This is a genomic window from Amycolatopsis tucumanensis (assembly GCF_021654135.1).
Lineage (GTDB): Bacteria > Actinomycetota > Actinomycetes > Mycobacteriales > Pseudonocardiaceae > Amycolatopsis_E > Amycolatopsis_E tucumanensis.
In genome coordinates, this window is the sequence record NZ_JAKGSD010000037.1 from 38,159 (window position 1) to 58,086 (window position 19,928).

The 19,928-nt window shown below is 72.9% G+C and carries 15 protein-coding genes; 6 read left to right on the forward strand and 9 right to left on the reverse strand.

All coding sequences use genetic code 11. The annotated features are described in order from the left end of the window. Positions 1 to 4: 4 nt before the first annotated feature. From L2C96_RS29750 to L2C96_RS29765, 4 genes are read left to right on the forward strand one after another with little or no spacing between them, the layout of a single operon-like run. Complete coding sequence (locus L2C96_RS29750) at positions 5 to 1,645, forward strand: ABC transporter substrate-binding protein (protein WP_237338550.1); 1,641 nt, start codon at positions 5 to 7, stop codon at positions 1,643 to 1,645. A 5-nt stretch (positions 1,646 to 1,650) separates the two neighbouring features. Further along, entirely contained in the window at positions 1,651 to 2,607 is a 957-nt protein-coding gene (locus L2C96_RS29755; protein WP_237338551.1) for an ABC transporter permease, read from the forward strand. After that, positions 2,604 to 3,476, forward strand: coding sequence for an ABC transporter permease (locus tag L2C96_RS29760; protein WP_020420630.1), 873 nt, complete (start codon positions 2,604 to 2,606; stop codon positions 3,474 to 3,476). Before L2C96_RS29755 ends, L2C96_RS29760 begins: the two co-directional genes overlap by 4 nt. Continuing rightward, a complete protein-coding gene (locus L2C96_RS29765; RefSeq protein ID WP_237338552.1) occupies positions 3,473 to 5,056 on the forward strand; it encodes an ABC transporter ATP-binding protein in 1,584 nt (527 codons plus the stop codon). The genes L2C96_RS29760 and L2C96_RS29765 overlap by 4 nt, the downstream gene beginning before the upstream one ends. A gap of 4 nt (positions 5,057 to 5,060) precedes the next feature. Here L2C96_RS29765 and L2C96_RS29770 read toward each other — a convergent pair whose 3' ends face one another. The 9 genes from L2C96_RS29770 to cmk all read right to left on the reverse strand — a co-directional run bounded on the left by L2C96_RS29770 (position 5,061) and on the right by cmk (position 17,989). Then, positions 5,061 to 6,236, reverse strand: coding sequence for an ROK family transcriptional regulator (locus tag L2C96_RS29770; protein ID WP_237338553.1), 1,176 nt, complete (start codon positions 6,234 to 6,236; stop codon positions 5,061 to 5,063). 45 nt (positions 6,237 to 6,281) lie between these two features. Continuing rightward, positions 6,282 to 7,712, reverse strand: coding sequence for a sugar ABC transporter permease (locus L2C96_RS29775; protein WP_020420633.1), 1,431 nt, complete (start codon positions 7,710 to 7,712; stop codon positions 6,282 to 6,284). A 14-nt stretch (positions 7,713 to 7,726) separates the two neighbouring features. Then, positions 7,727 to 8,500, reverse strand: coding sequence for an ATP-binding cassette domain-containing protein (locus tag L2C96_RS29780; RefSeq protein WP_017982028.1), 774 nt, complete (start codon positions 8,498 to 8,500; stop codon positions 7,727 to 7,729). 92 nt (positions 8,501 to 8,592) lie between these two features. Further along, on the reverse strand, positions 8,593 to 9,711 hold the full coding sequence (locus L2C96_RS29785) for a sugar ABC transporter substrate-binding protein (RefSeq protein ID WP_020420634.1): 1,119 nt from the start codon (positions 9,709 to 9,711) through the stop codon (positions 8,593 to 8,595). A gap of 241 nt (positions 9,712 to 9,952) precedes the next feature. Beyond that, positions 9,953 to 11,203: a M1 family metallopeptidase gene (locus tag L2C96_RS29790; RefSeq protein WP_020420635.1), complete on the reverse strand. Its 1,251-nt coding sequence runs from the start codon at positions 11,201 to 11,203 to the stop codon at positions 9,953 to 9,955. Next, positions 11,191 to 15,051, reverse strand: coding sequence for a Pls/PosA family non-ribosomal peptide synthetase (locus L2C96_RS29795; RefSeq protein WP_237338554.1), 3,861 nt, complete (start codon positions 15,049 to 15,051; stop codon positions 11,191 to 11,193). The genes L2C96_RS29790 and L2C96_RS29795 overlap by 13 nt, the downstream gene beginning before the upstream one ends. Before the next feature lie 141 nt (positions 15,052 to 15,192). Beyond that, a complete protein-coding gene (gene der / locus L2C96_RS29800; RefSeq protein WP_020420640.1) occupies positions 15,193 to 16,617 on the reverse strand; it encodes a ribosome biogenesis GTPase Der in 1,425 nt (474 codons plus the stop codon). Then, on the reverse strand, positions 16,614 to 17,291 hold the full coding sequence (locus tag L2C96_RS29805; protein ID WP_020420641.1) for a lysophospholipid acyltransferase family protein: 678 nt from the start codon (positions 17,289 to 17,291) through the stop codon (positions 16,614 to 16,616). Before L2C96_RS29805 ends, der begins: the two co-directional genes overlap by 4 nt. After that, a complete protein-coding gene (cmk, locus tag L2C96_RS29810) occupies positions 17,288 to 17,989 on the reverse strand; it encodes a (d)CMP kinase (protein ID WP_237338570.1) in 702 nt (233 codons plus the stop codon). The genes L2C96_RS29805 and cmk overlap by 4 nt, the downstream gene beginning before the upstream one ends. Positions 17,990 to 18,103: 114 nt before the next feature. On the opposite strand from cmk, the gene L2C96_RS29815 reads away from it, so the two are divergent. After that, on the forward strand, positions 18,104 to 18,586 hold the full coding sequence (locus tag L2C96_RS29815) for a cation:proton antiporter regulatory subunit (RefSeq protein WP_026153076.1): 483 nt from the start codon (positions 18,104 to 18,106) through the stop codon (positions 18,584 to 18,586). Between the two features lie 4 nt (positions 18,587 to 18,590). Continuing rightward, entirely contained in the window at positions 18,591 to 19,790 is a 1,200-nt protein-coding gene (locus L2C96_RS29820; RefSeq protein ID WP_020420643.1) for a cation:proton antiporter, read from the forward strand. The last annotated feature ends 138 nt before the right edge of the window (positions 19,791 to 19,928 follow it).

Genomic DNA, 19,928 nt, shown 5'->3' on the forward strand with positions numbered 1-19,928 from the left:
TTCCATGGCCCTCAAGAATTCGCGGTGGCGCATTCTCGCGCCCTGCGTGGCGCTCACCGCGGCACTGGCGGCGTGCGTGCCGGTGCAGCACGTGGCGAGCACCGCCGAGCACACCGACGACTACGGGACGCCCGTCGGCGCCCAGCCGGTCCGCTCCGGGGGCGAGCTCGTGATGGGCCTGTCGTCCGAACCGGACCGGCTCGACCCGACCACGTCCAGCTCGCTCTACACCCGGTACGTGATGAGCACGATCTGCGAGAAGCTCTACGACCTCGACGCGAGCGGGCAGATCGTGCCGCAACTGGCCACCGGCCTGCCCACGACGTCGCCGGACGGGCTGACCGTGACGATCCCGGTCCGCACCGGGATCACCTTCGCCGACGGCACCCCGTTCGACGCCACGGCCGTGCGCACCAGCCTGCAGCGCCACCTCACGCTCAAGGGTTCCCAGCGCACCAGCGAGATGGGCCCGGTGCGCGCCGTCGAGGCGCCGGACCCCGGCCACGTCGTGCTGACGTTCAGCAGGCCGTTCGCGCCCATCACCGCCGCGCTGGCCGACCGCGCCGGGATGATCCTGTCTCCCGCGGCGCTGGCCGCGCAGGGCACGAACTTCGGCGATCACCCGGTGTGCGTGGGGCCGTTCAAGTTCGTCAAGCGGGTTCCGCAGACCTCGATCGAGGTCGAGCGCGACCCGCTGTACTACGACGCGGCGCAGGTCCACCTCGACCGCATCGTCTACCGGATCATGCCCGACGCCAACATCCGCGCGGCGAACCTGCGCTCCGGCGACATCCAGGTGGCCGACACGATCTCGCCGCAGGACGTGGACGCACTGGCCAAGGATCCGGACCTGAAGGTGCTGCAGTCGTCGTCGCTGGGCTACCAGGGCGTCACGATCAACACCGGCAACGTCGACGGCGCGGGCACCCCGGTCAAGCCGATCGACACCCCGCTGGCCCGCGATCCGCGGGTGCGCCAGGCGTTCGCGTCGGCTGTGGACCGGCAGACGCTCGTCGACACGGTCTTCAACAACTGGTTCGACGTCGCCTGCTCCCCCATCGCGCCGCAGTCGCCCTACGCCACCCCGGCCAGCGACGCCTGCCCGGCCTACGACCCGGCCCGCTCGCGGCAGCTGCTCGCCGAAGCCGGTGTGCCCACGCCTTTCACCGTGACACTGCAGGTGTCCAACACCCAGGACCAGCTGCGTTACGCCCAAGCGCTGCAGGCCAGCGTCGCCGAGGGCGGGTTCGACCTCAAGATCGTGCCGGTCGAGTACTCGACCCTGCTGGACGTGCAGAAGCGCGGGGACTTCGAGCTGCTGCAGCTGGGCTGGTCGGGCCGCATCGACCCGGACGGCAACACCGCGCGGTTCCTGTCCACCGGCTCCGGCGGCAACTACGGCGGGTTCTCCTCGGCCGAGCTGGACGACCTGCTCACCCGCGCCGCCCGCGCCGCCACCACCGCCGAACGCGCTGATCTCTACGGCCAGGCGACGAGCGTGATCCAGCGGGAGAACCCGATCGTCTACACCTACCGGCTGCGCAACCTGACCGTCCACTCGGCACGGATCGCCGGCGTGGAGGTCTACTCCGACGGCGTGGTCCGGCTCGGCAGGGCCGCCTTCCGCGCGGACCAGGAGGGCTGACACCGATGCTGCGTCACCTTCTGCACCGGCTCTGGCAGTCCGCGCTGACCCTGGTGCTCGCCTCGATCGTGGTGTTCGCCGGCGTGCGGGCGCTGCCCGGCGACCCGGCGCTGGCGATGGCCGGTGAGGAGGCCGATCCGGAGACGCTCGCCGCGGTGCGTGCCCAGCTCGGCCTCGACGACCCGCTGCCGGTGCAGTACCTCAAGTTCCTCGGCCACGCGCTCACCGGCGACTTCGGCCGGTCGACCCGCACCGGCACCCCGGTGTCGGAGATGATCGGCACGACCCTGCCGGTCACCGTGGAGCTCGCGGTGTACGCGATGCTGATCGCGGTGCTGGCCGGGCTGTTGCTCGGCGTGCTCGCCGCGGTGTTCCGCGGGCGCTGGCCGGAGTGGGCGGCCAACGGGTTCTCGCTGTTCGCGCTGTCGGTGCCGACGTTCTGGCTCGGCATCCTCGCGGTGGTGTACCTGTCCGTCCAACTGGGATGGTTCCCGGCGTCGGGTTACGTGTCGCCACTGAAGGATCCGGTGCGCGGCCTGTACTACCTCACGCTGCCCGCGGTGATCCTCGGCCTGTCGCACGCCGCGGTCGTGCAACGGCAGACCCGGTCGTCGATGGTCGGCACGCTCACCGCCGACTACGTGCGCACCGCCCGCGCGAAGGGGCTGGGGCGCGGCGCGGTGGTCTTCCGCTACGGGCTGCGCAACAGCCTGATCGTGGTGACCACGATCGTCGGACTCCAGCTCGGCGGGCTGATCGCCGGTGCCGTGGTCACCGAGCGGATCTTCAGCCTGCCCGGCATCGGCAAGCTCACGCTCGACTCGGTGTTCAGCCGCGACTACCCGGTGATCCAGGCCGTCGTGCTGGTGATCACCTTCGCCTACATCGTCATCAACCTGCTGGTCGACGTCCTCTACACGGTCATCGACCCGCGGGTCCGGGTCTCCGGGAGGGCCACATGACCGCGATCGCCGAACCGCCTGCCCCCGTGGGCCGGGTGCGCGGCCGGGTGCTGGGAAACCTGCTGCGCAACCCGATGGGCGTCACCGGCGGCGTGCTGCTGCTGATCGTGCTCGTCGCCGGGGTGTTCGCCCCTTGGCTCGCCCCCTACGCACCGTCCGAAGTGCACTTCACGACCCCGTTCCAGCAACCGGGAACCGTCGGGTTCGCGCTGGGCACCGACGACCTGGGCCGCGACGTGCTGTCCCGCGTGCTGTACGGCACCCGCACCTCGCTCGAGGTCGGGCTGTTGTCGGTGGCGCTCGCGATCGTGGTCGGGGTCCCGCTGGGACTGCTGTCCGGGTACTGGCGGTGGCTGGACGCGATCGTGTCCCGGCTGACCGACCTGATGCTCGCGTTCCCGTTCCTGCTGCTGGCGGTCGGGCTCGCCGCGATCAACGGCGGCGGCCTGGTCAACGCCGCGGTCGCGCTCGGCATCGGCAACATCCCGGCGATGATCCGCGTGGTGCGGGCCGAGACGCTGCGGATGAAGGACAGCGACTTCGTGCTCGCGGCGCACACGATGCACGCCGGGCCGTGGCGGATCCTCGGTCAGCACGTGCTGCCCAACGCGGCGTCGGCGATCATCGTGCAGGCCACGGTGATCATGCCGCAGGCCGTGCTCGGCGAGGCGATCCTGTCCTTCCTCGGGCTCGGCATCCAGCCGCCAGAGCCGAGCCTGGGGATCATGCTCTCCGACGCGCAGCAGTACCTGTTCCGCACCGTGTGGCCCGGGGTGTTCCCGGGCATCGCGCTGGCCCTGATCTGCCTGGGCTTCAACCTGTCCGGCGACGCGCTGCGCGACGCACTCGACCCGAGGAGCTCCCGATGACGGAACCGTTGCTGCGGGTCGAGGATCTGCGGGTGTCCTTCGGCGGCACCGAGGTGGTGCACGGCGCCGACCTGACGATCATGCCCGGCGAGCGGGTCGCCGTGGTCGGCGAGTCCGGGTCCGGCAAGTCCACGACGGCGCACGCGGTGCTGGGCCTGCTGCCCGGCGCCGGGCGGGTCACAGGCGGGCGGATCGTGGTGCGCGGCGAGGACGTCACCCACGCCGGCGAGAAGCGGATGCGGCGGCTGCGCGGCCGGGAGATCGGGCTGGTGCCGCAGGACCCGATGACCAACCTCAACCCGGTGGCGCGCGTCGGCAGGCAGGTCGCGGAAACGCTGGTGACGCACGGACTGGCGACCCGGCGGGAGGCGATGGCGCGGGCGGTGGAGATCCTCGGTGAGGCCGGGTTGCCCGAGCCGGCGCGGCGAGCGCGGCAGTACCCGCACGAGTTCTCCGGCGGCATGCGGCAGCGGGTGCTGATCGCCATCGGGCTGGCCTACCGCCCGGACCTGCTGATCGCCGACGAGCCGACCTCGGCGCTGGACGTGACCGTGCAGCGGCAGATCCTCGACCACCTCGACGGGCTGACCCGCGAGCTGGGCACGGCCTTGCTGCTGGTGACCCACGACCTCGGCCTGGCCGCCGAACGCGCGGACCGCGTGGTGGTCATGTCGCAGGGCCGGGTCGTGGAGTCCGGGCCGGCCCGGCGGGTCCTGACGGCGCCGGAGCACGAGTACACGCGGCGGCTGATCGCGGCCGCGCCCTCGCTCAAGGACCCGATGCCCGCCGTGGACCCGGCGCCACCGGTGCTGGAGGTTTCGGGGGTGTCGAAGGAGTTCCGGATCCGCGGCGGCGGGGGCGTGTTCACGGCGGTGGCGGACGTGTCGTTCACCGTCGAACGCGGCCGCACCACCGCGATCGTCGGCGAGTCCGGCTCCGGCAAGACGACGACGGCCCGGATGGTGCTCGGGCTGGTCCCGGTGTCCGGCGGCACGATCCGCCTCGACGGCGAGGACGTGCTCGGCCTGCGCGGCGCCCGGCTGAAGGCGGCGCGCCGGGCGATGCAGCCGGTGTTCCAGGACCCCTACGCCTCGCTCGACCCGCTGTTCACCGTCGAGCGGCTGATCACCGAGCCGCTGCGGATCTTCCGCGTCGGTGACAAGGCGAGCCGGGCGGCGAAGGCGCGGGAGTTGCTCGACCAGGTGGCCCTGCCCGCGTCGACGGCGCACCGCTACCCCAATGAACTGTCCGGCGGCCAGCGTCAGCGGGTGGCGATCGCCCGCGCACTGGCACTGGGCCCGCGGCTGGTGGTGTGCGACGAGGCGGTGTCCGCGCTGGACGTCCTGGTGCAGGACCAGATCCTCACCCTGCTGCGCACCCTGCAGGAGGAACTGGGGCTGAGCTACCTGTTCATCTCGCACGACCTGGCCGTGGTGAAGGCCATCGCGCACGACGTGGTCGTGATGCGCGCCGGACGGGTCGTGGAACAGGGCCCGGTCGCGAAGGTGCTCGAAGCCCCCGAGGAGCCCTACACGCGGCAACTGCTGGACTCGATCCCCGGCGCGGGTGTGCTCGCCTGAGGCCTCAGCCGTCCGCGAGCACCGTCTCGAAGGCCAGCTCCGCGGCGCCCAGGAGCTTCGCGTCCGTGCCCAGCGCGGACGTCGCCACCCGCGTTCCGGCGAGGGCCCTGCTCACCAGGCTCCGCTCCCGCACGGTTCGCTCCACGTGCTCGACCAGCGCCGGGGGCAATGCGGTGAACAGGTCGCCCAGCACGACCAGCTGCGGGCACAGCAGGTTGACCACGTTGCCGAGCCCGAGCACGAGCCACTCGGTGAACTCGGCGAGCACGTCCGGCGCCTCGCCGTCGGCGGAGAGCAGCCGCAGCTCGTGCACGATCGCGCCGACCGGGCTGTCCTCGTCCAGCCCCAGCGCCCGCGCCAGCGCCCGCTCCCCCACCTCGGTTTCCCAGCAGCCGTGCGACCCGCAGTAGCACTGCCGCCCCTGCGGCCGCACCACCATGTGCCCGACCTCGCCCACGTGGTGGCCACCGGCGCCGCGCATGGACACCCCGTTGGAGATCACACCGCCGCCGACGCCGACCTCGGCGCCGATGTAGACGAGGTCGTCGTAGCCGCGCGCCACCCCGCGCAGGTGCTCGGCGAGCGCGCCCAGCTCGGCGTCGTTGCCCATGTGCACCGGCAGCTGCAGGGCCCGCGACAGCCACGCGCCGAGCGGGATGTCGGTCCAGTGCAGGTTCGGCGCCTCGTGCACGAACCCGTCCTGGTGCCGCACCACGCCCGGCACCGACACGCCCGCCGCGACCGGGTGGACGCCCAGCTCGTCGATCAGCGGGCCGGCCGTGTCGACGATCTTGGTGAACACCTCGCGCGGGTCGTTGGTGGTGGAGCGGATGTTCCACCCGCCCCGCCCGAGGATCTCGCCGCCGATGCCGACCAGCGCCATCCCGGCCCGCTCCACCCGGATGTCGATCGCCAGCACCACCGCGGCCTGCGGCTGCGGCAGCACCAGCAGGGACGGGCGGCCCGCCCCGCTGCGCTGAGCGGGCACCCGCTCCTCGACGAGCCCGTCCTCGGCCAGCCCGTCCACCAGCGCCTTGATCGTGCTGCGGTTCAGCCCGAGGTCGGTGGCGAGACTGGCCCGTGTGGACGGGCCGTGGACGTGCAGCCGGCGCAACAGGGCGGCCCTGTTGTGCCGGCGCACGTCGTCGGGGCGGGTGCCCGCGGTCGGTGTGGTCGTCACCTGCGCTTCCCTGCTGGCCGGTGGTCGGCGGTCCTCACCCGTGCCTCAGCGCGCGACCGCGGCACGCTTGCGGGACAGCGCGTCGACGGCTGCCGCCACCAGAAGGACCAGGCAGGTGATGATGTTAACCGTAGCCGCCTGGAACCCGAGCAGGCCGAGGCCGTTCTGGACGGTCGCCAGCACCAGACCACCGATCACCGCGTCGCGCAGCCGCCCGCGGCCGCCGAACAGCGACGTGCCACCGATGACCGCCGCGCCGACGGCGAACAGCAGCGTGTTGCCGCCACCGGAGTTGCCGTCCACCGCGCCGACCTTCGAGCTGTAGACGATGCCGCCGATCGCCGCGACCGCCGAGCAGATCAGGAACACGCTCATCCGGATCTTGTCGACCTTGATGCCGGCGCGCCGCGCGGCCTCCTTGTTGCCGCCGACCGCGTAGATGTGCCGCCCGTAGCGGGTGCGGTCCAGCACGAACGTGCCCGCCACCAGCAGCACCAGCACGATCGGGACGACGTAGGGCACGCCGGCGATCGTGGTCAGGTTCGGGTTGGGCGAGCGGTTGGTGTTGAGCAGGTAGGTCGCGACCGCGCCGAGCACCAGCACCGCGCCGGCCTTGACGACCACGATCGTCGTCGGCTGCGCCACCAGTCCGCGCCGCAACCGTCCGAAGTGGCGGGTCAGGACCACCGCGGCGTAGCCGCCGGCGGCGACCACGAACATGATCCAGCCGCCCAGGATGGACAGGTTGCCGTTGGCGACCTGGTAGAGCACGTCGCTCTGCCGGATGGAGATCGTGCCGCCCTCGCCGACCAGCTGCAGCAGCAGCCCGTACCAGCCGATGAACAGCGCCAGGGTCACCACGAACGACGGGATGCCGATCTTGGCCACGATGGTGCCGGTCAGCGCGCCGATGACGACGCCGACGCAGATCGCCAGCACGATCTCGATCCACGGGTTCGCGGCGAACCCGGCGAGCATGAACACCGGCACGACGAGCGAGAGCACCGCGCCGATCCAGACGCGCATCCACACGCACAGCGCGGCCGCCACGATCGAACCGACGATGAAGCCGTAGAACACGGTGCTGCCGAAGTTGCCGAGCAGGTTGCCGTCCTGGGTGAAGTGCAACGCCATCACCGACGCGGCCAGGCCGGACGCGGTGCCCGCGGACAGGTCGATCTCGCCGAGCAGCAGCACCGGGACGATGCCCATCGCGATGATGGTCTGCCCGGCGCCCTGCGCGAACAGGTTCGCGATGTTGTTCAGCGACAGGAAGGTGTCCGACAGCCCGGTGAACACCAGCACCAACACCAGCAGGCCGAGCAGCGCGGGCAGGGCGCCCAACTCGCCGCCGCGCAGGCGCCCGAAGTAGTCGCCGATGGCTTCGCGGGTGGACCGCGAGGTGGTGTCGATGCCGAAGTCCGAGATCGCCGCCGGGGGCTGGCCCGAGCCGGGCTTCGTGGGGGTTTCAGTCATGGCCACTTCTTTCCTCACACGGCCGCGGTCTCGGGGCGGGCCAGGCCGAGGTCGCCGGACCGGCCCGCGGTGATCAGTTCGACGACCTGGCTGTTCGTGACGTCCTTGGTGGCGACGTCGGCGGCCAGCCGGCCGAGGTAGAGGGTGGCGATCCGGTCGGCCACCTCGAACACGTCGTTCATGTTGTGGCTGATCAGCACCACGCCGAGGCCCTGCTCGGCCAGGCGCCGCACCAGGTCGAGCACCTGCCGGGTCTGCGCGACACCGAGCGCGGCGGTCGGCTCGTCGAGGAGCACGACCTTGCTGTTCCACAGCACCGCCTTGGCGATCGCGACGGTCTGCCGCTGCCCGCCGGACAGCGACGACACCGGCGTGCGGACCGACTTGACGGTGCGCACCGACAGCGACGCCAGCGTCTTGCGCGCGGCCAGCTCCATCGCCGCCTCGTCGAGCAGACCGCGCTGGTTGCGCTCGCGGCCGAGGAACATGTTCTGGACGATGTCGAGGTTGTCGCACAGCGCGAGGTCCTGGTAGACGACCTCGATGCCGAGGGCGGCCGCCTCGCGCGGGTTGTGGATGTGGACCGGCTTGCCCTCGAAGAGGACCTCGCCGCTGTCGATCGGGTGGATGCCCGCGATGCACTTGACGAGCGTGGACTTCCCGGCGCCGTTGTCGCCGACCAGCGCGGTGACCTCCCCCGCGCGCACCTGGAAGTCCACGTCGTGCAGGACGTGCACCGGCCCGAAGCTCTTGTTGACGCCTCGCAGCGCGAGGACGGGCTCGTTCATGGAAGAACCTCCGCTATCCGTGGGAGACACGCGTGGGGGGGACGCGCGGTCCGGGGTTTCCGGGCCACGCGCCCCCCAGGCGACGCGTGCCGTCAGGAGATGCCCAGCTGCTGGCAGACCGGGGCGGTGTCGCCGCCGCAGATCTCGCTCGCCTTGACGTAACCCTGGTCGACCACCATCTTCACGTTCTCCTTGGTGATGGAGAACGGCTGCAGCAGCACCGACTTGACCGTGCGGTTGCCGGTCGGGTCGGTGGAGGTCTGCTTGGCGATGGCGTCGGCGCCCGCGGTGTCGCCCTTGACCAGCGCGGCGGCCAGCTGCGCGGTGGCGTCGGCCTCCTGCTGGATCGGCTTGAACACCGTCGAGTACTGCTGGCCCTGCAGGATCGACTTCAGGCCGGCGGCGCTGGCGTCCTGGCCGGTGACCGGGACCGAGCCGGCGAGGCCGTTCTTCTGCAGCACGGTGATCACGGCGCCGGCCATGCCGTCGTTGGCGGCCAGCACACCGTCGACCTTGCCGCCGTTGGCGGACAGGAACTGCTCGAAGGTCGCGCCGCCGACCGCGTTGTCCCACTTGTCGATGCGCTGGCTGGCGACCTTCTTCAGCGCGCCCGAGCTGTAGAGCGGGCCGAGGATCTCCTGCTGCCCGTTGTAGAACAGGGTCGCGTTGTTGTCCGTCGGCGAGCCCTCGATCTCGATGACCTGGGCGCCCGGCTTGTTCTTCAGCGCGTCCGCGAGCGCCTGGCCCTGCAGGCGGCCGACCTGGACGTTGTCGAAGCTGACGTAGTAGTCGGCGCTGCCACCGAGGTTGAGGCGGTCGTAGTTGATGACCGGCACGCCCTGCTGCTTGGCCTTCTGCTCGACCGTGGCGCCGACGTCACCGCTGGGCGCGGCGATGATCAGGACCTTCACGCCCTGGCTGAGCATGCTGTCGGCCTGCTGCGCGAACCGCTGGTTGTCGCCCTGGGCGTTCTCGATGATCGGGCTGAGCCCGGCCTTCGTGAGGGCCGACTGGAGCATCGGCTGGTCGAACCCGGCCCAGCGGGCCGAGGTCGCGGTCTCGGGCAGGATCACGCCGACCTTCGGGCCGCCGTTGTCCGACCCGCCGCTCCCACCGCTGTCGTTGTTGGCGCTGTTCGCTCCACACGCGGTCAGCGCCAGGACGAGCCCGGTGCCCGCGGCGGCCAGCGCGAGGGTCTTTCTCCGCTTCATTGCGTCCCCTTGGCAGGAATGTTGTGACTCACAACATTTGAATGTTGTGGCCGACAACATACGTCGTGACCGCGTGTGAGGGGAAGCCCGATCCGACACGTTCCGGTAACAAAAGGGCCGCGATCCTCAAGTCGCGACGGAAGCGGGACGAACGGCGGCGGCACGTTGCCCGAAAGGGACGTCCTCGCTGCTCAGACGGCCAGGAGCGGGCGCAACTCCGCCCGGGTGAGAACGGGGTGGCTCAGCCGAGCCAGGAGGCGAACTCGTCACGGAGCGGCACACCGGCGGCGCGCTCCGCGTGCGCGATGAAGTCCTCGGTGGTGACGGTGCCGTGTGCGTGCCCGGCCACCCAGGTCCGCAGCAGGCCGAAGAACACCTCGTCGCCGACCCGGCCGCGCAGCTCGTGCAGGACCAGGCCGCCGCGCTTGTAGACCTGCTCGTCGAACAGGCGCGCCACGCCCGGGTCGCCGATCGCGACGTCGGTGCCGACGCGGGACCGCCAGTCGCGCGCCAGCGCCTCCGCGGACGGGCCGCCGGAGGCCTCCGACCACAGCCATTCCGCGTAGGTCGCGAAGCCCTCGTTGAGCCAGATGTGGCGCCAGCCTGCGACGGTGAGGCTGTTGCCGAACCACTGGTGCGCCAGCTCGTGCACCACCAGCCGCTCGAACGTGCGCCGGCCGTCGACGTGGTTGGCGCCGAAGATCGCCATGCCCTGCGCCTCGATCGGGTCGTCCAGGTCGTCGTCGGTGACCACCACGACGTACTCGCCGAACGGGTACGGCCCGAACCACTCCGTGAGCCCGCGCATCATCTCCGGCTGGCGGCCGAAGTCGTGCGCGGCCGCGGCACGCAGCCGCCGCGGCACCGCGATCCGTTGCACCCCATCGAGAACCAGCTCGTCGTACCGTCCGATCTGGACACTCATCAGGTACGGCGCGGTCGGCTCGCGCCGCTCGAACACCCACGTCGTCGCGCTGCCCCCGGCCCGCCGGGTGACGAGGTCGCCGGTCACCAGCACGGTGTAGGCAGACGCGGTGGTCAGCGACACCCGGTAGGTCGCCTTGTCGCCGGGCCGGTCGTTGCACGGGAACCAGGACGGCGCCCCGGTCGGCTGGCTCGCCACGAGCGCGCCGTCGGTCAGCTCGTCCCAGCCGATCTCGCCCCACCGGCTCGCCACCGGCCGCGGGTTGCCGGAGTAGCGCACCTCGACGGTGAACTCGCCGCGCACCGGCCGCACCGGGCGCACCACCAGCTTGCCGCCGCGGTGGGTGAACTTCGCGGTCCGCCCGTCCACGCGCACACCCTTGACCGTGAAACCGGCCAGGTCGAGCGGGATCCGGCTCAGCTCGCCCGCGGCGACCGCGGACAGGGCCGCCCGCGCGCTCAGCCGGTTCGGCCCGATCTTGTAGTCCAGCTCCAGGTCGTAGTGCGTGACCCGGTAGTCGTCGCTGCCGTGGCCGAGCGTGTAGTCGGCGCGGCTCACGCCCGCCACGCCGCGATCGGGTTGCCCAGCCAGCGGCTGTCGGCCGGGACGGCGTCACCGCGGGTCACCAGCGAACCCGGGCCCACGGTGGTGCGCGCGCCGACGCTCGCGCCGGGCAGCACGATCCCGTGCGGGCCGACGGTCGCGCCCTCGGCCACGGTCACCTCGCTCATGCGCATGATCCGATCATGGAACAGGTGGGTCTGCACGACACACCCCCGGTTCACGGTCGCGCCGTCGCCCAGCCGCACCAGGTCGGTCTCCGGCAGCCAGTACGTCTCCAGCCACACCCCGCGGCCGATCTTCGCGCCCATCGTGCGCAGCCAGCACGGCAGCAGCGGCGTGCCCGCGCTCCAGCTCACCAGCCACGGCACCGCGAGCGTCTCGACGAACGTGTCGGCCAGCTCGGTGCGCCACACGAACGAACTCCACAGCGGGTGGTCCACCGCCCGGAACCGCCCGGTCAGCGCCCACTTCACCGCGGTGGTGACCGCCCCGGCCACCAGACCGGCGACGACCAGCACCACCGGCGCGGCCACCGCGGCCACGAGCAGGCCCGCCGCCGACCACACCGCCGCGAGCGCGGCCAGCACGAGCACCGCGAGCGCGACCGCGCACATCACCGGCACGATCCGGCACAGCTCGACCGCGGCACGCGCGGCCTTCAGCCGCGGCGGCGGCGCGAACGTGCGGCTGGAGTCGGCCGCCTCCACCGCGCGGCGCAGCGGCATCGGCGGCATGCCCAGGTACGACGAGCCCTTCTTCGCCTTGCGCGGCGCCGAGGACAGCACCCCGACCAGACCGCGCTTGGGCACCGCGCGCCCGGCCGCGGCCATGCCGGAGTTGCCGAGGAACGCCTGCTTGCCGATGCGCGTCGGCGCGACGTGCAGCCAGCCGTGGCCCAGCTCGTAGGTGGCGACCATGGTGTCGTCGGCGAGGAACGCGCCGTCGTCGACCTGCGTCATCCGCGGGACCGCCAGCACCGTCGAGACCTCCGCGCCGCGGCCGACCTTCGCGCCCAGCAGCCGCAGCCACACCGGCGTGAAGAGGCTGGCGTAGAGCGGGAACAGCACCTGGCGGGCCAGGTCCATCAGCCGCTCGGTGGCCCACACCTGCCAGGCGATCCGGCCGTGCACCGGGTGGTAGCCCTCGTGCAGGCCCAGCCCGAGCAGCCGCACGGACACCAGCACCAGCAACGCGTAGGTGCCGAACGCGGCCACCGTCGCCACCGGCACGGCGAGCAGCGCGGCACGCAGCGCGGCGCCGATCGTCGTGGTGCCCGCGACCGCGGCGCCCAGGACCAGCAGGCCGGGCACGGCGGCGAGCACCGGGAACAAGCCGAGCACGAACGAGGCGGCCCCGTAGGCGAAGGCCCAGAACCGCGACCGCGGCGGGCGGCTGGACGGCCAGCGCAGCGCGCCCTTGCCGTCGCGGCGCGCGGGCGAACCCGCCCAGCGCTGGCCCGCGGGCACCGCGCCCAGCACGGTCGACCCGGCGGCGATCTCCGCGCCCTTGCCGATCCGCGCGCCGGGCAGCAGCACGCTGCGCGCGCCGACGCGGGCGCCGGCGCCGATCCGGATCTTGCCGATGTGCACGACGTCGCCGTCCACCCAGTGCCCGGACAGGTCGACCTCGGGCTCCACCGCCGCCGCGCGGCCCAGCTTGAGCAGGCCGGTCACCGGCGGAGGGGTGTGCAGGTCGACGTCCTTGCCGACCTTCGCGCCCAGCGCGCGGGCGTACAGCGTCATCCAGCTCGCGCCCGAGATGCCGGCGGCGCCGGTGGCCTCGGCGAGCCGCTCGGCCGCCCATAGTCGCAAGTGGACCCGGCCGCCGCGGGGGTGCGCGCCGGGGCGCACGCCACGCAGGAGCAGCCGCGCGCCGCCGGCCGCGATGGCGATGCGGCCGGGCGGGCTGAACAGAACCAGCCAGGCCAGCGCGAGCGACCACCACGGCACGGACGGCGCCCACGCGACGCCGGCCGTCGAGAGCACAGTGGACAGTGCGGCGAGCGCGGTCAGCCAGCGCAGGCCGGTCAGGGCGAGCACCGGCAGGCCCAGCACGGCCTGCGCGGCCCCGGCCCGCCGCGGAACCGGGCGGACGTCGCGCCGCCGCTCGGTTTCCCCGTCGAGGCCGTCGAGCAGCGCGGCGAGCTGGCCGAGCTTCGGGTGGCGGTAGAGGTCGGCGACCGACACCCGCGGGTGGCGGGTGCGGATGCGCGCCACCAGTTGCGCGGCGGTGAGGCTGCCGCCGCCGGAGGTGAAGAAGTCGGCGCCCGGATCGGTCACCGGCACGCCCAGGATCTCCGCCCAGCCCTCGGCGAGCCACGACTCGGTCGCCGTCAGCGCGGCGGCACTGTCCACAGTGGCCAGCGGCCAGGGCAGCGCGGCGCGGTCGACCTTGCCCGAGGTGCGGGTCGGCAGGTCGTCGACCACCGCGAGCAGCGGCACCAGCGCGGCGGGCAGTTTTTCGCGCAGCTGAGCCGAAGCGCCGTCGGTGTCGAACTCGCCCTGCGGCACCACGTACCCGACGAGAACCTGGTTGCCCGCCTTGGTGGTGCGGATCGCCGCGGCGGCTCCGGCGACCCCGGGCAGCGCCTGCAGCGCGGCGTCCACCTCGCCCAGCTCGATGCGGCGGCCGCCGAGCTTGATCTGCTCGTCGGCGCGGCCGAGGAACACCAGGCCCGCGGGCTCGGCGCGCACCAGGTCGCCGCTGCGGTAGGCGCGTTCCCAGCCCAGCGCGGGCAGCGGCGCGAACTTCTCCGCGTCCTTCACCGGATCGAGGTAGCGGGCCAGGCCGGCGCCGCCGATCACCAGCTCACCGGACTCCCCCATCGCCACCGGCTCACCGGCGGCGTCCACGACCACGAGGTCCCAGCCGGCCAGCGGCAGCCCGATCCGCACCGGGCCCTCACCGGTCAGCGGGGCGGCGCAGGCGACCACGGTCGCCTCGGTCGGCCCGTAGGTGTTCCACACCTCGCGGCCCTCGACGGCGACCCGTTCGGCCAGCTCCGGCGGGCACGCCTCGCCGCCGAAGATGAGCAGCCGCACGTCCTCCAGTGCCTCGGCCGGCCACAACGCGGCCAGGGTCGGCACGGTGGACACGATCGTGATGCGCTGCGCGACCAGCCACGGCCCGAGGTCGACGCCGGTGCGCACGAGCGCACGCGGCGCGGGCACCAGGCACGCGCCGTGCCGCCAGGCCAGCCACATCTCCTCGCACGAGGCGTCGAAGGCGACCGACAGCCCGGCCAGCACGCGGTCACCGGGGCCGATGGGCTCCTCGGTGAGGAACAGCCGGGCCTCGGCGTCGACGAAGGCGGCCGCGGAACCGTGGCTGACCGCCACGCCCTTGGGCTTGCCCGTCGAACCGGAGGTGAAGATGATCCACGCGTCGTCGTCCGGCGCGGGCACGCCGGTTCGGCGGCCGGGCTCGGCGAGCATCGTCAGCCCGTCGTCCATCAGCACCGCGCACACGCCGGCCTCGCCGAACACCAGCTCGGCCCGCTCGTCCGGGTCGTCGGCGTCCACCGGCACGTAGGCCGCGCCCGCGGCGAGCACGCCCAGGATCGCGACGTAGAGGTCGGCGGTGCCGGAGGAGATCCGGACGCCGACGCGGTCGCCGCGGCCGACGCCCTCGGCGGCGAGCCGCCTGCCCAGCGCCTGCGCCTCCTCGGACAGCCTGCGGTAGCTCAGCACCCGCTCGCCGTCGTCGAGCGCCGCCGCGTTCGGGTGACGCACGGCGGTGTCCGCCAGCACGTCCAGCAGCGTGCGCCGCGCCGCGGCCGGACCGCCGGGGAACAGGGCCCGCTCCGGGGTCAGCACCCCGGGCAGCGTCGGATCGAGAACGGGCGCGCCCATGGAGTTCACCTTCCGCCAGCGTTCGGGCCGGAACTCGCGAAAAGTGTGAGGCGCCCGCGCGGGACGATCACTCTACCCGAGGTGAACGGCAGGTGGCCGGGCGGTCTCACCGGGGTGTCGCCGCCGTCACACCTCGTTGCGTCACTTGCCCTTCTTGCCGGGCCGCGGCTTCTTTTCCCGCACCCGCACGTTGATGCGCACCGGGCTGCCCGCGAAACCGAAGCGCTCGCGGAACTTCCGCTCGATGAAGCGGCGGTACCCGGCCTCGAGGAACCCGGTGGTGAACAGCACCAGCGTCGGCGGGCGGATGCCGGCCTGGGTCGCGAACAGCACCTTGGGCTGCTTGCCGCCGCGCACCGGCGGCGGGGTGGCCGCGATCAGCTCGGACAGCCACGAGTTCAGCTGCCCGGTCGGGACCCGCTGGTCCCACGAGGCGAGCGCGGTCCGCAGCGCCGGCGCGAGCTTGCGCACCGAACGCCCGGTGAGCGCGGAGATGTTGACCCGCTCGGCCCAGGTGACGCGCACCAGGCCGCGGTCGAGCTCCTTCTCCAGCTGGTGGCGGCGGTCCTCGTCGACGAGGTCCCACTTGTTCAGCGCCAGCACGCACGCGCGGCCGGACTCCACGACCGACGTCAGCACGCGCAGGTCCTGTTCGGACAGCGGCTCGCTGGCGTCCAGCAGGACGATGACGACCTCGGAGGAGTCGATGGCGGCCTTGGTGCGCAGCGACGCGTAGTACTCGGTGCCGCTCGCGGTGTGCACCCGCTTGCGCAGGCCCGCGGTGTCGACGAACCGCCACACCTGGCCGTCCAGCTCCACCAGCGAGTCGACCGGGTCGACCGTGGTGCCCGCGACCGAGTCCACGACGGACCGCTGCTCGCCGGTGAGCTTGTTGAGCAGGCTGGACTTGCCCACGTTCGGCTTGCCCACCAGCGCGACGCGGCGCGGCCCGGCGACGGCCTCGCGCTCGCGCGGGGCCTCGGGCAGCACCTTGATGATCGCGTCGAGCAGGTCGCCCGAGCTGCGGCCGTGCAGGGCGCTCACCGCGTGCGGCTCGCCGAGGCCGAGCGACCACAGCGAGGCCACGTCGGCCAGCAACCGCTCGTCGTCGACCTTGTTGGCCGCCAGCAACACCGGCCGCTTCGACCGGCGCAGCACCTTCGCCACGGCCTCGTCGGTCGCGGTCGCGCCGACCGAGGCGTCCACCACGACCAGCACCGCGTCCGCGGTGTTCATCGCCAGCTCGGCCTGCGCCGCGACCGCGGCCTGCAGCCCGGTCGCGCTCGGCTCCCAGCCGCCCGTGTCGACCACCGTGAACCGGCGGCCGGACCACTGCGCGTCGTAGGCCACCCTGTCCCGGGTCACGCCGGGCGTGTCCTGCACGACCGCCTCGCGGCGGCCGAGGATCCGGTTCACCAGGGTGGACTTGCCCACGTTCGGGCGCCCGACGACGGCCAGCACGGGCTGGCTCAGCTCGGCTTCCTCCTCGGACGCCGCGTCGTCGGCCTGGCTGTCGAGCGCGGTGAACTCCGCCTCGTCCGACCAGGTCCCGTCAAGCTCCGTCATAACTCCGCTTTCTTCCCGCGCACGGGCTCGCCCTGCGCTGCACGCCATTCGTCGAGGGTGCGGACCAGGCCCGCGAGTTCGTCCCGCAGCCGCCCGGTCGCCTCGTCCAGCCCGGCCCGGCCGCGGCCGACCTCGAGCGTGAACGGCTCACCCACCAGGATGTCGACCCGGGGCCGGAACCGCCGCCCGCTGCCCGCGGGACGCCGCGTCCCGCGCACCGCGATCGGCAGGACCACCGCGCCGGAGGCCCGGACCAGCCAGGCCGCGCCGCGCTCGGCGCTGGTGACATCGCCCTCGCCGCGGGTCCCCTCCGGGAACACCGCGACGACTCCGCCGCCCTTGAGCACGTTCGCCGTGGTCAGCAGGGGCGCCCGGTCGGGCTCACCCCGGCGCACCGGCACCTGGCCGATGCGCCGGAGGAACCACCCGACCGCCCCGGTGAACATCTCCTCCTTGACGAGGAACACCGAACGGCGCGGCAACATTCCGAAGATGATCTGCGGCTCGACCATCGAGCTGTGGTTGGCCACCACCAGCACCGGCCCGGTCTTGGGCACCCGCTCCAGCCCGCGGATCCGCAGCCGGTAGGCCGGCTTGAACAGGTGCGTCCCGACGAACCGGGCGGCGTCGTGCAGCCGGGCCGACGCGCCGTCCGGCAGACCGGCAGGGCTCACCGCGTGACCTGCGCGCACGTGCCCAGCAGCCCGCGCTGGCCGGCCAGCTCGGACAGGGCGACGAGCACCTGGTCGATGGACAGCTCGGTGGTGTCCAGGTGCACCGCGTCGTCGGCGGCCTTCAGCGGCGCGACCGCGCGCGTCGAGTCGAGCCGGTCCCGCCGGTCGACCGACGCCAGCGCCTCGGCCTGGCTGCTCTGCCGCCCGGCGGCGGTGTCCTGGGCGCTGCGGCGCGCGGCCCGCACCGCCGGGTCCGCGGTCAGGTAGACCTTGAGCGGGGCGTCCGGCGTGACGACGGTGCCGATGTCGCGGCCCTCGACGACGATGCCGCCGATCTCGTCCAGCACCTCGCCGATGATCCGCCGCTGCCGCGCGACCAGCAGCTCACGCACCTCGGGCACCGCCGAGACCGGCGACACCGCGTGGTTGACCTCGGCGCCGCGGATCTCGGCCGCCACGTCCTCGCCCGCCAGGTGGACGCTCGGCGCCGAGGGGTCGGTGCCGAGCGCGAAGTCGGTGGTCCGGGCCAGTTCGGCGACCGCGAGGCCGTCGGCCGGGTCGACGCCCGCGCGCAGCACGGCCAGCGTCACCACCCGGTACATCGCGCCGGTGTCGAGGTAGCCGGCCGACAGGCGCCCGGCGAGCTTGCGCGCCACCGTGGTCTTCCCGGTTCCCGAGGGTCCGTCCAGAGCGACCACGCCGCGTAGGGCTCCCGCCACCGATGCTCTCCTCGCCGTCTCGATCGGTCCGTACCTGCGGTTCTCCATTGTGCCTGGCCCACCCGGTGACGGCCGCACCGGTACCGTGGCGGTGTGAACGTGGAAGTAACGCCCCTACCGGGCATCGGTGTGCGGAAGGACTTCGCGACCCGGAACGGACGCCGCATCGGCGTGGTCACGCACCGGGACGGGCAGATCGAGCTGATCGTGTCCAAGTCCGACGACCCCGACGCGTGCCTGGCGTCCCTGCCCCTGACCGCCGACGAGGCCGGCGCGCTGGCCAACCTGCTCGGCGCCCCGCAACTGGTCGCGCAGCTCACCGAGGAGCACCGCGAGGTCCCCGGGATCAACACCAAGCAGCTGCCCATCAAGGCGAACTCCCCGTTCGACGGCCGCACCCTCGGCGACACGGCGATGCGCACCCGGACCGGCGTGTCCGTGGTCGCCGTCATGCGCGCCGGCCAGGTGCACCCTTCCCCCACCCCGGACTTCACGTTCACCGCCGGTGACGTGCTGGTCGCGGTCGGCACGTCGGAAGGCCTGGAGGGCGCCCTCAAGATCCTGAAGAACGGCTGAGCCCTTGGAGCACACCGCACTGGCCCTGATCGAACTCGGGGCCGTCTTCTTCGTGCTCGGCGTCCTGGGACGCCTCGCCGGGAAGATCGGCCTCTCCCCCATCCCGCTCTACCTCCTCGGCGGCCTGGCCTTCGGGCAGGGCGGACTGATCCCGCTCGGCGACATCGGCGACTTCACGCACCTGGCCAGCGAGATCGGCGTCGTGCTGCTGCTCTTGCTGCTGGGCCTGGAGTACTCCGCGGCCGAGCTGTTCACCGGGCTGAAACGCTCGTGGATGGCCGGCCTGCTGGACATCGTGCTCAACGCCGCGCCCGGCGCGGCGGTCGCGCTGCTGCTCGGCTGGGGCCCCATCGGCGCCATCGTGATGGCGGGCGTCACCTACATCTCCTCGTCCGGGATCATCGCGAAGGTCCTCGGCGACCTCGGCCGTCTCGGCAACCGGGAGACCCCGGTGGTGCTGTCGATCCTGGTGTTCGAGGACCTGGCGATGGCGCTGTACCTGCCGATCCTGACCGCGCTGCTGGGCGGGGTCAGCTTCCTCGGCGGCCTGGAGGCCGTCGGCATCTCGCTGCTGGTGATCACCGTCGTGCTGGTGATCGCGCTGAAGTACGGCCGGTACGTGTCGGCGATCGTGGACTCCGACGACCGCGAGGTGTTCCTGCTCAAGGTGCTCGGCGCGGCGCTGCTGGTGGCCGGCCTCGCGTCGGCGATGCAGGTGTCGGCCGCGGTCGGCGCGTTCCTGCTGGGCATCGCGATCTCCGGCTCGACGGCCCACAACGCGACGCGGCTGCTGGAGCCGCTGCGGGACCTGTTCGCCGCGGTGTTCTTCGTGGTGTTCGGGCTGAACACGAACCCGGCGTCCATCCCGCCGGTGCTCGGCTGGGCCGTGCTGCTCGCGGTGGTGACCACCCTGACGAAGGTGGCGACCGGCTGGTGGGCCGCGCGGCGTCAGGGTGTCGGCAAGCTGGGCCGCGCCCGTGCCGGTGCCGCGCTGGTGGCGCGCGGTGAGTTCTCGATCGTCATCGCCGGGCTGGCCGTGTCGGCCGGCGCGGTGGTCGACGAGCTGGCCGCGCTCGCGACCGCGTACGTGCTGCTGATGGCGATCCTCGGCCCCATCGCGGCCCGCGTGGTCGAGCCGCTGGCGAAGGGCCTGCAGCGGCGCCGCGGGCACGGCCACGAGCCGGCGACCTCCCGCGCGGGCTGATAGTCCCCGGGTCGGCGACAGTGTGGTCGCCGGCTCCCCTCAAGGCAGAACCGAGCGCACGGCTGGGTCCGCCCCGCCGGCGGCGCCCCTCAAGGCAGAACCGGGCGCAGCACCTCAGCCATCCGCCCCACCACTCCG

Coding starts and splice junctions, on each gene's coding strand:
- L2C96_RS29760 (WP_020420630.1), top strand. CDS start 2,604: ATGACCGCGATCGCCGAACCGCCTGCCCCCGTGGGCCGGGTGCGCGGC.
- L2C96_RS29765 (WP_237338552.1), top strand. CDS start 3,473: ATGACGGAACCGTTGCTGCGGGTCGAGGATCTGCGGGTGTCCTTCGGC.
- L2C96_RS29780 (WP_017982028.1), bottom strand. CDS start 8,500: ATGAACGAGCCCGTCCTCGCGCTGCGAGGCGTCAACAAGAGCTTCGGG.
- der (WP_020420640.1), bottom strand. CDS start 16,617: ATGACGGAGCTTGACGGGACCTGGTCGGACGAGGCGGAGTTCACCGCG.
- L2C96_RS29755 (WP_237338551.1), top strand. CDS start 1,651: ATGCTGCGTCACCTTCTGCACCGGCTCTGGCAGTCCGCGCTGACCCTG.
- L2C96_RS29785 (WP_020420634.1), bottom strand. CDS start 9,711: ATGAAGCGGAGAAAGACCCTCGCGCTGGCCGCCGCGGGCACCGGGCTC.
- L2C96_RS29795 (WP_237338554.1), bottom strand. CDS start 15,051: ATGGGCGCGCCCGTTCTCGATCCGACGCTGCCCGGGGTGCTGACCCCG.
- L2C96_RS29775 (WP_020420633.1), bottom strand. CDS start 7,712: ATGACTGAAACCCCCACGAAGCCCGGCTCGGGCCAGCCCCCGGCGGCG.
- L2C96_RS29750 (WP_237338550.1), top strand. CDS start 5: ATGGCCCTCAAGAATTCGCGGTGGCGCATTCTCGCGCCCTGCGTGGCG.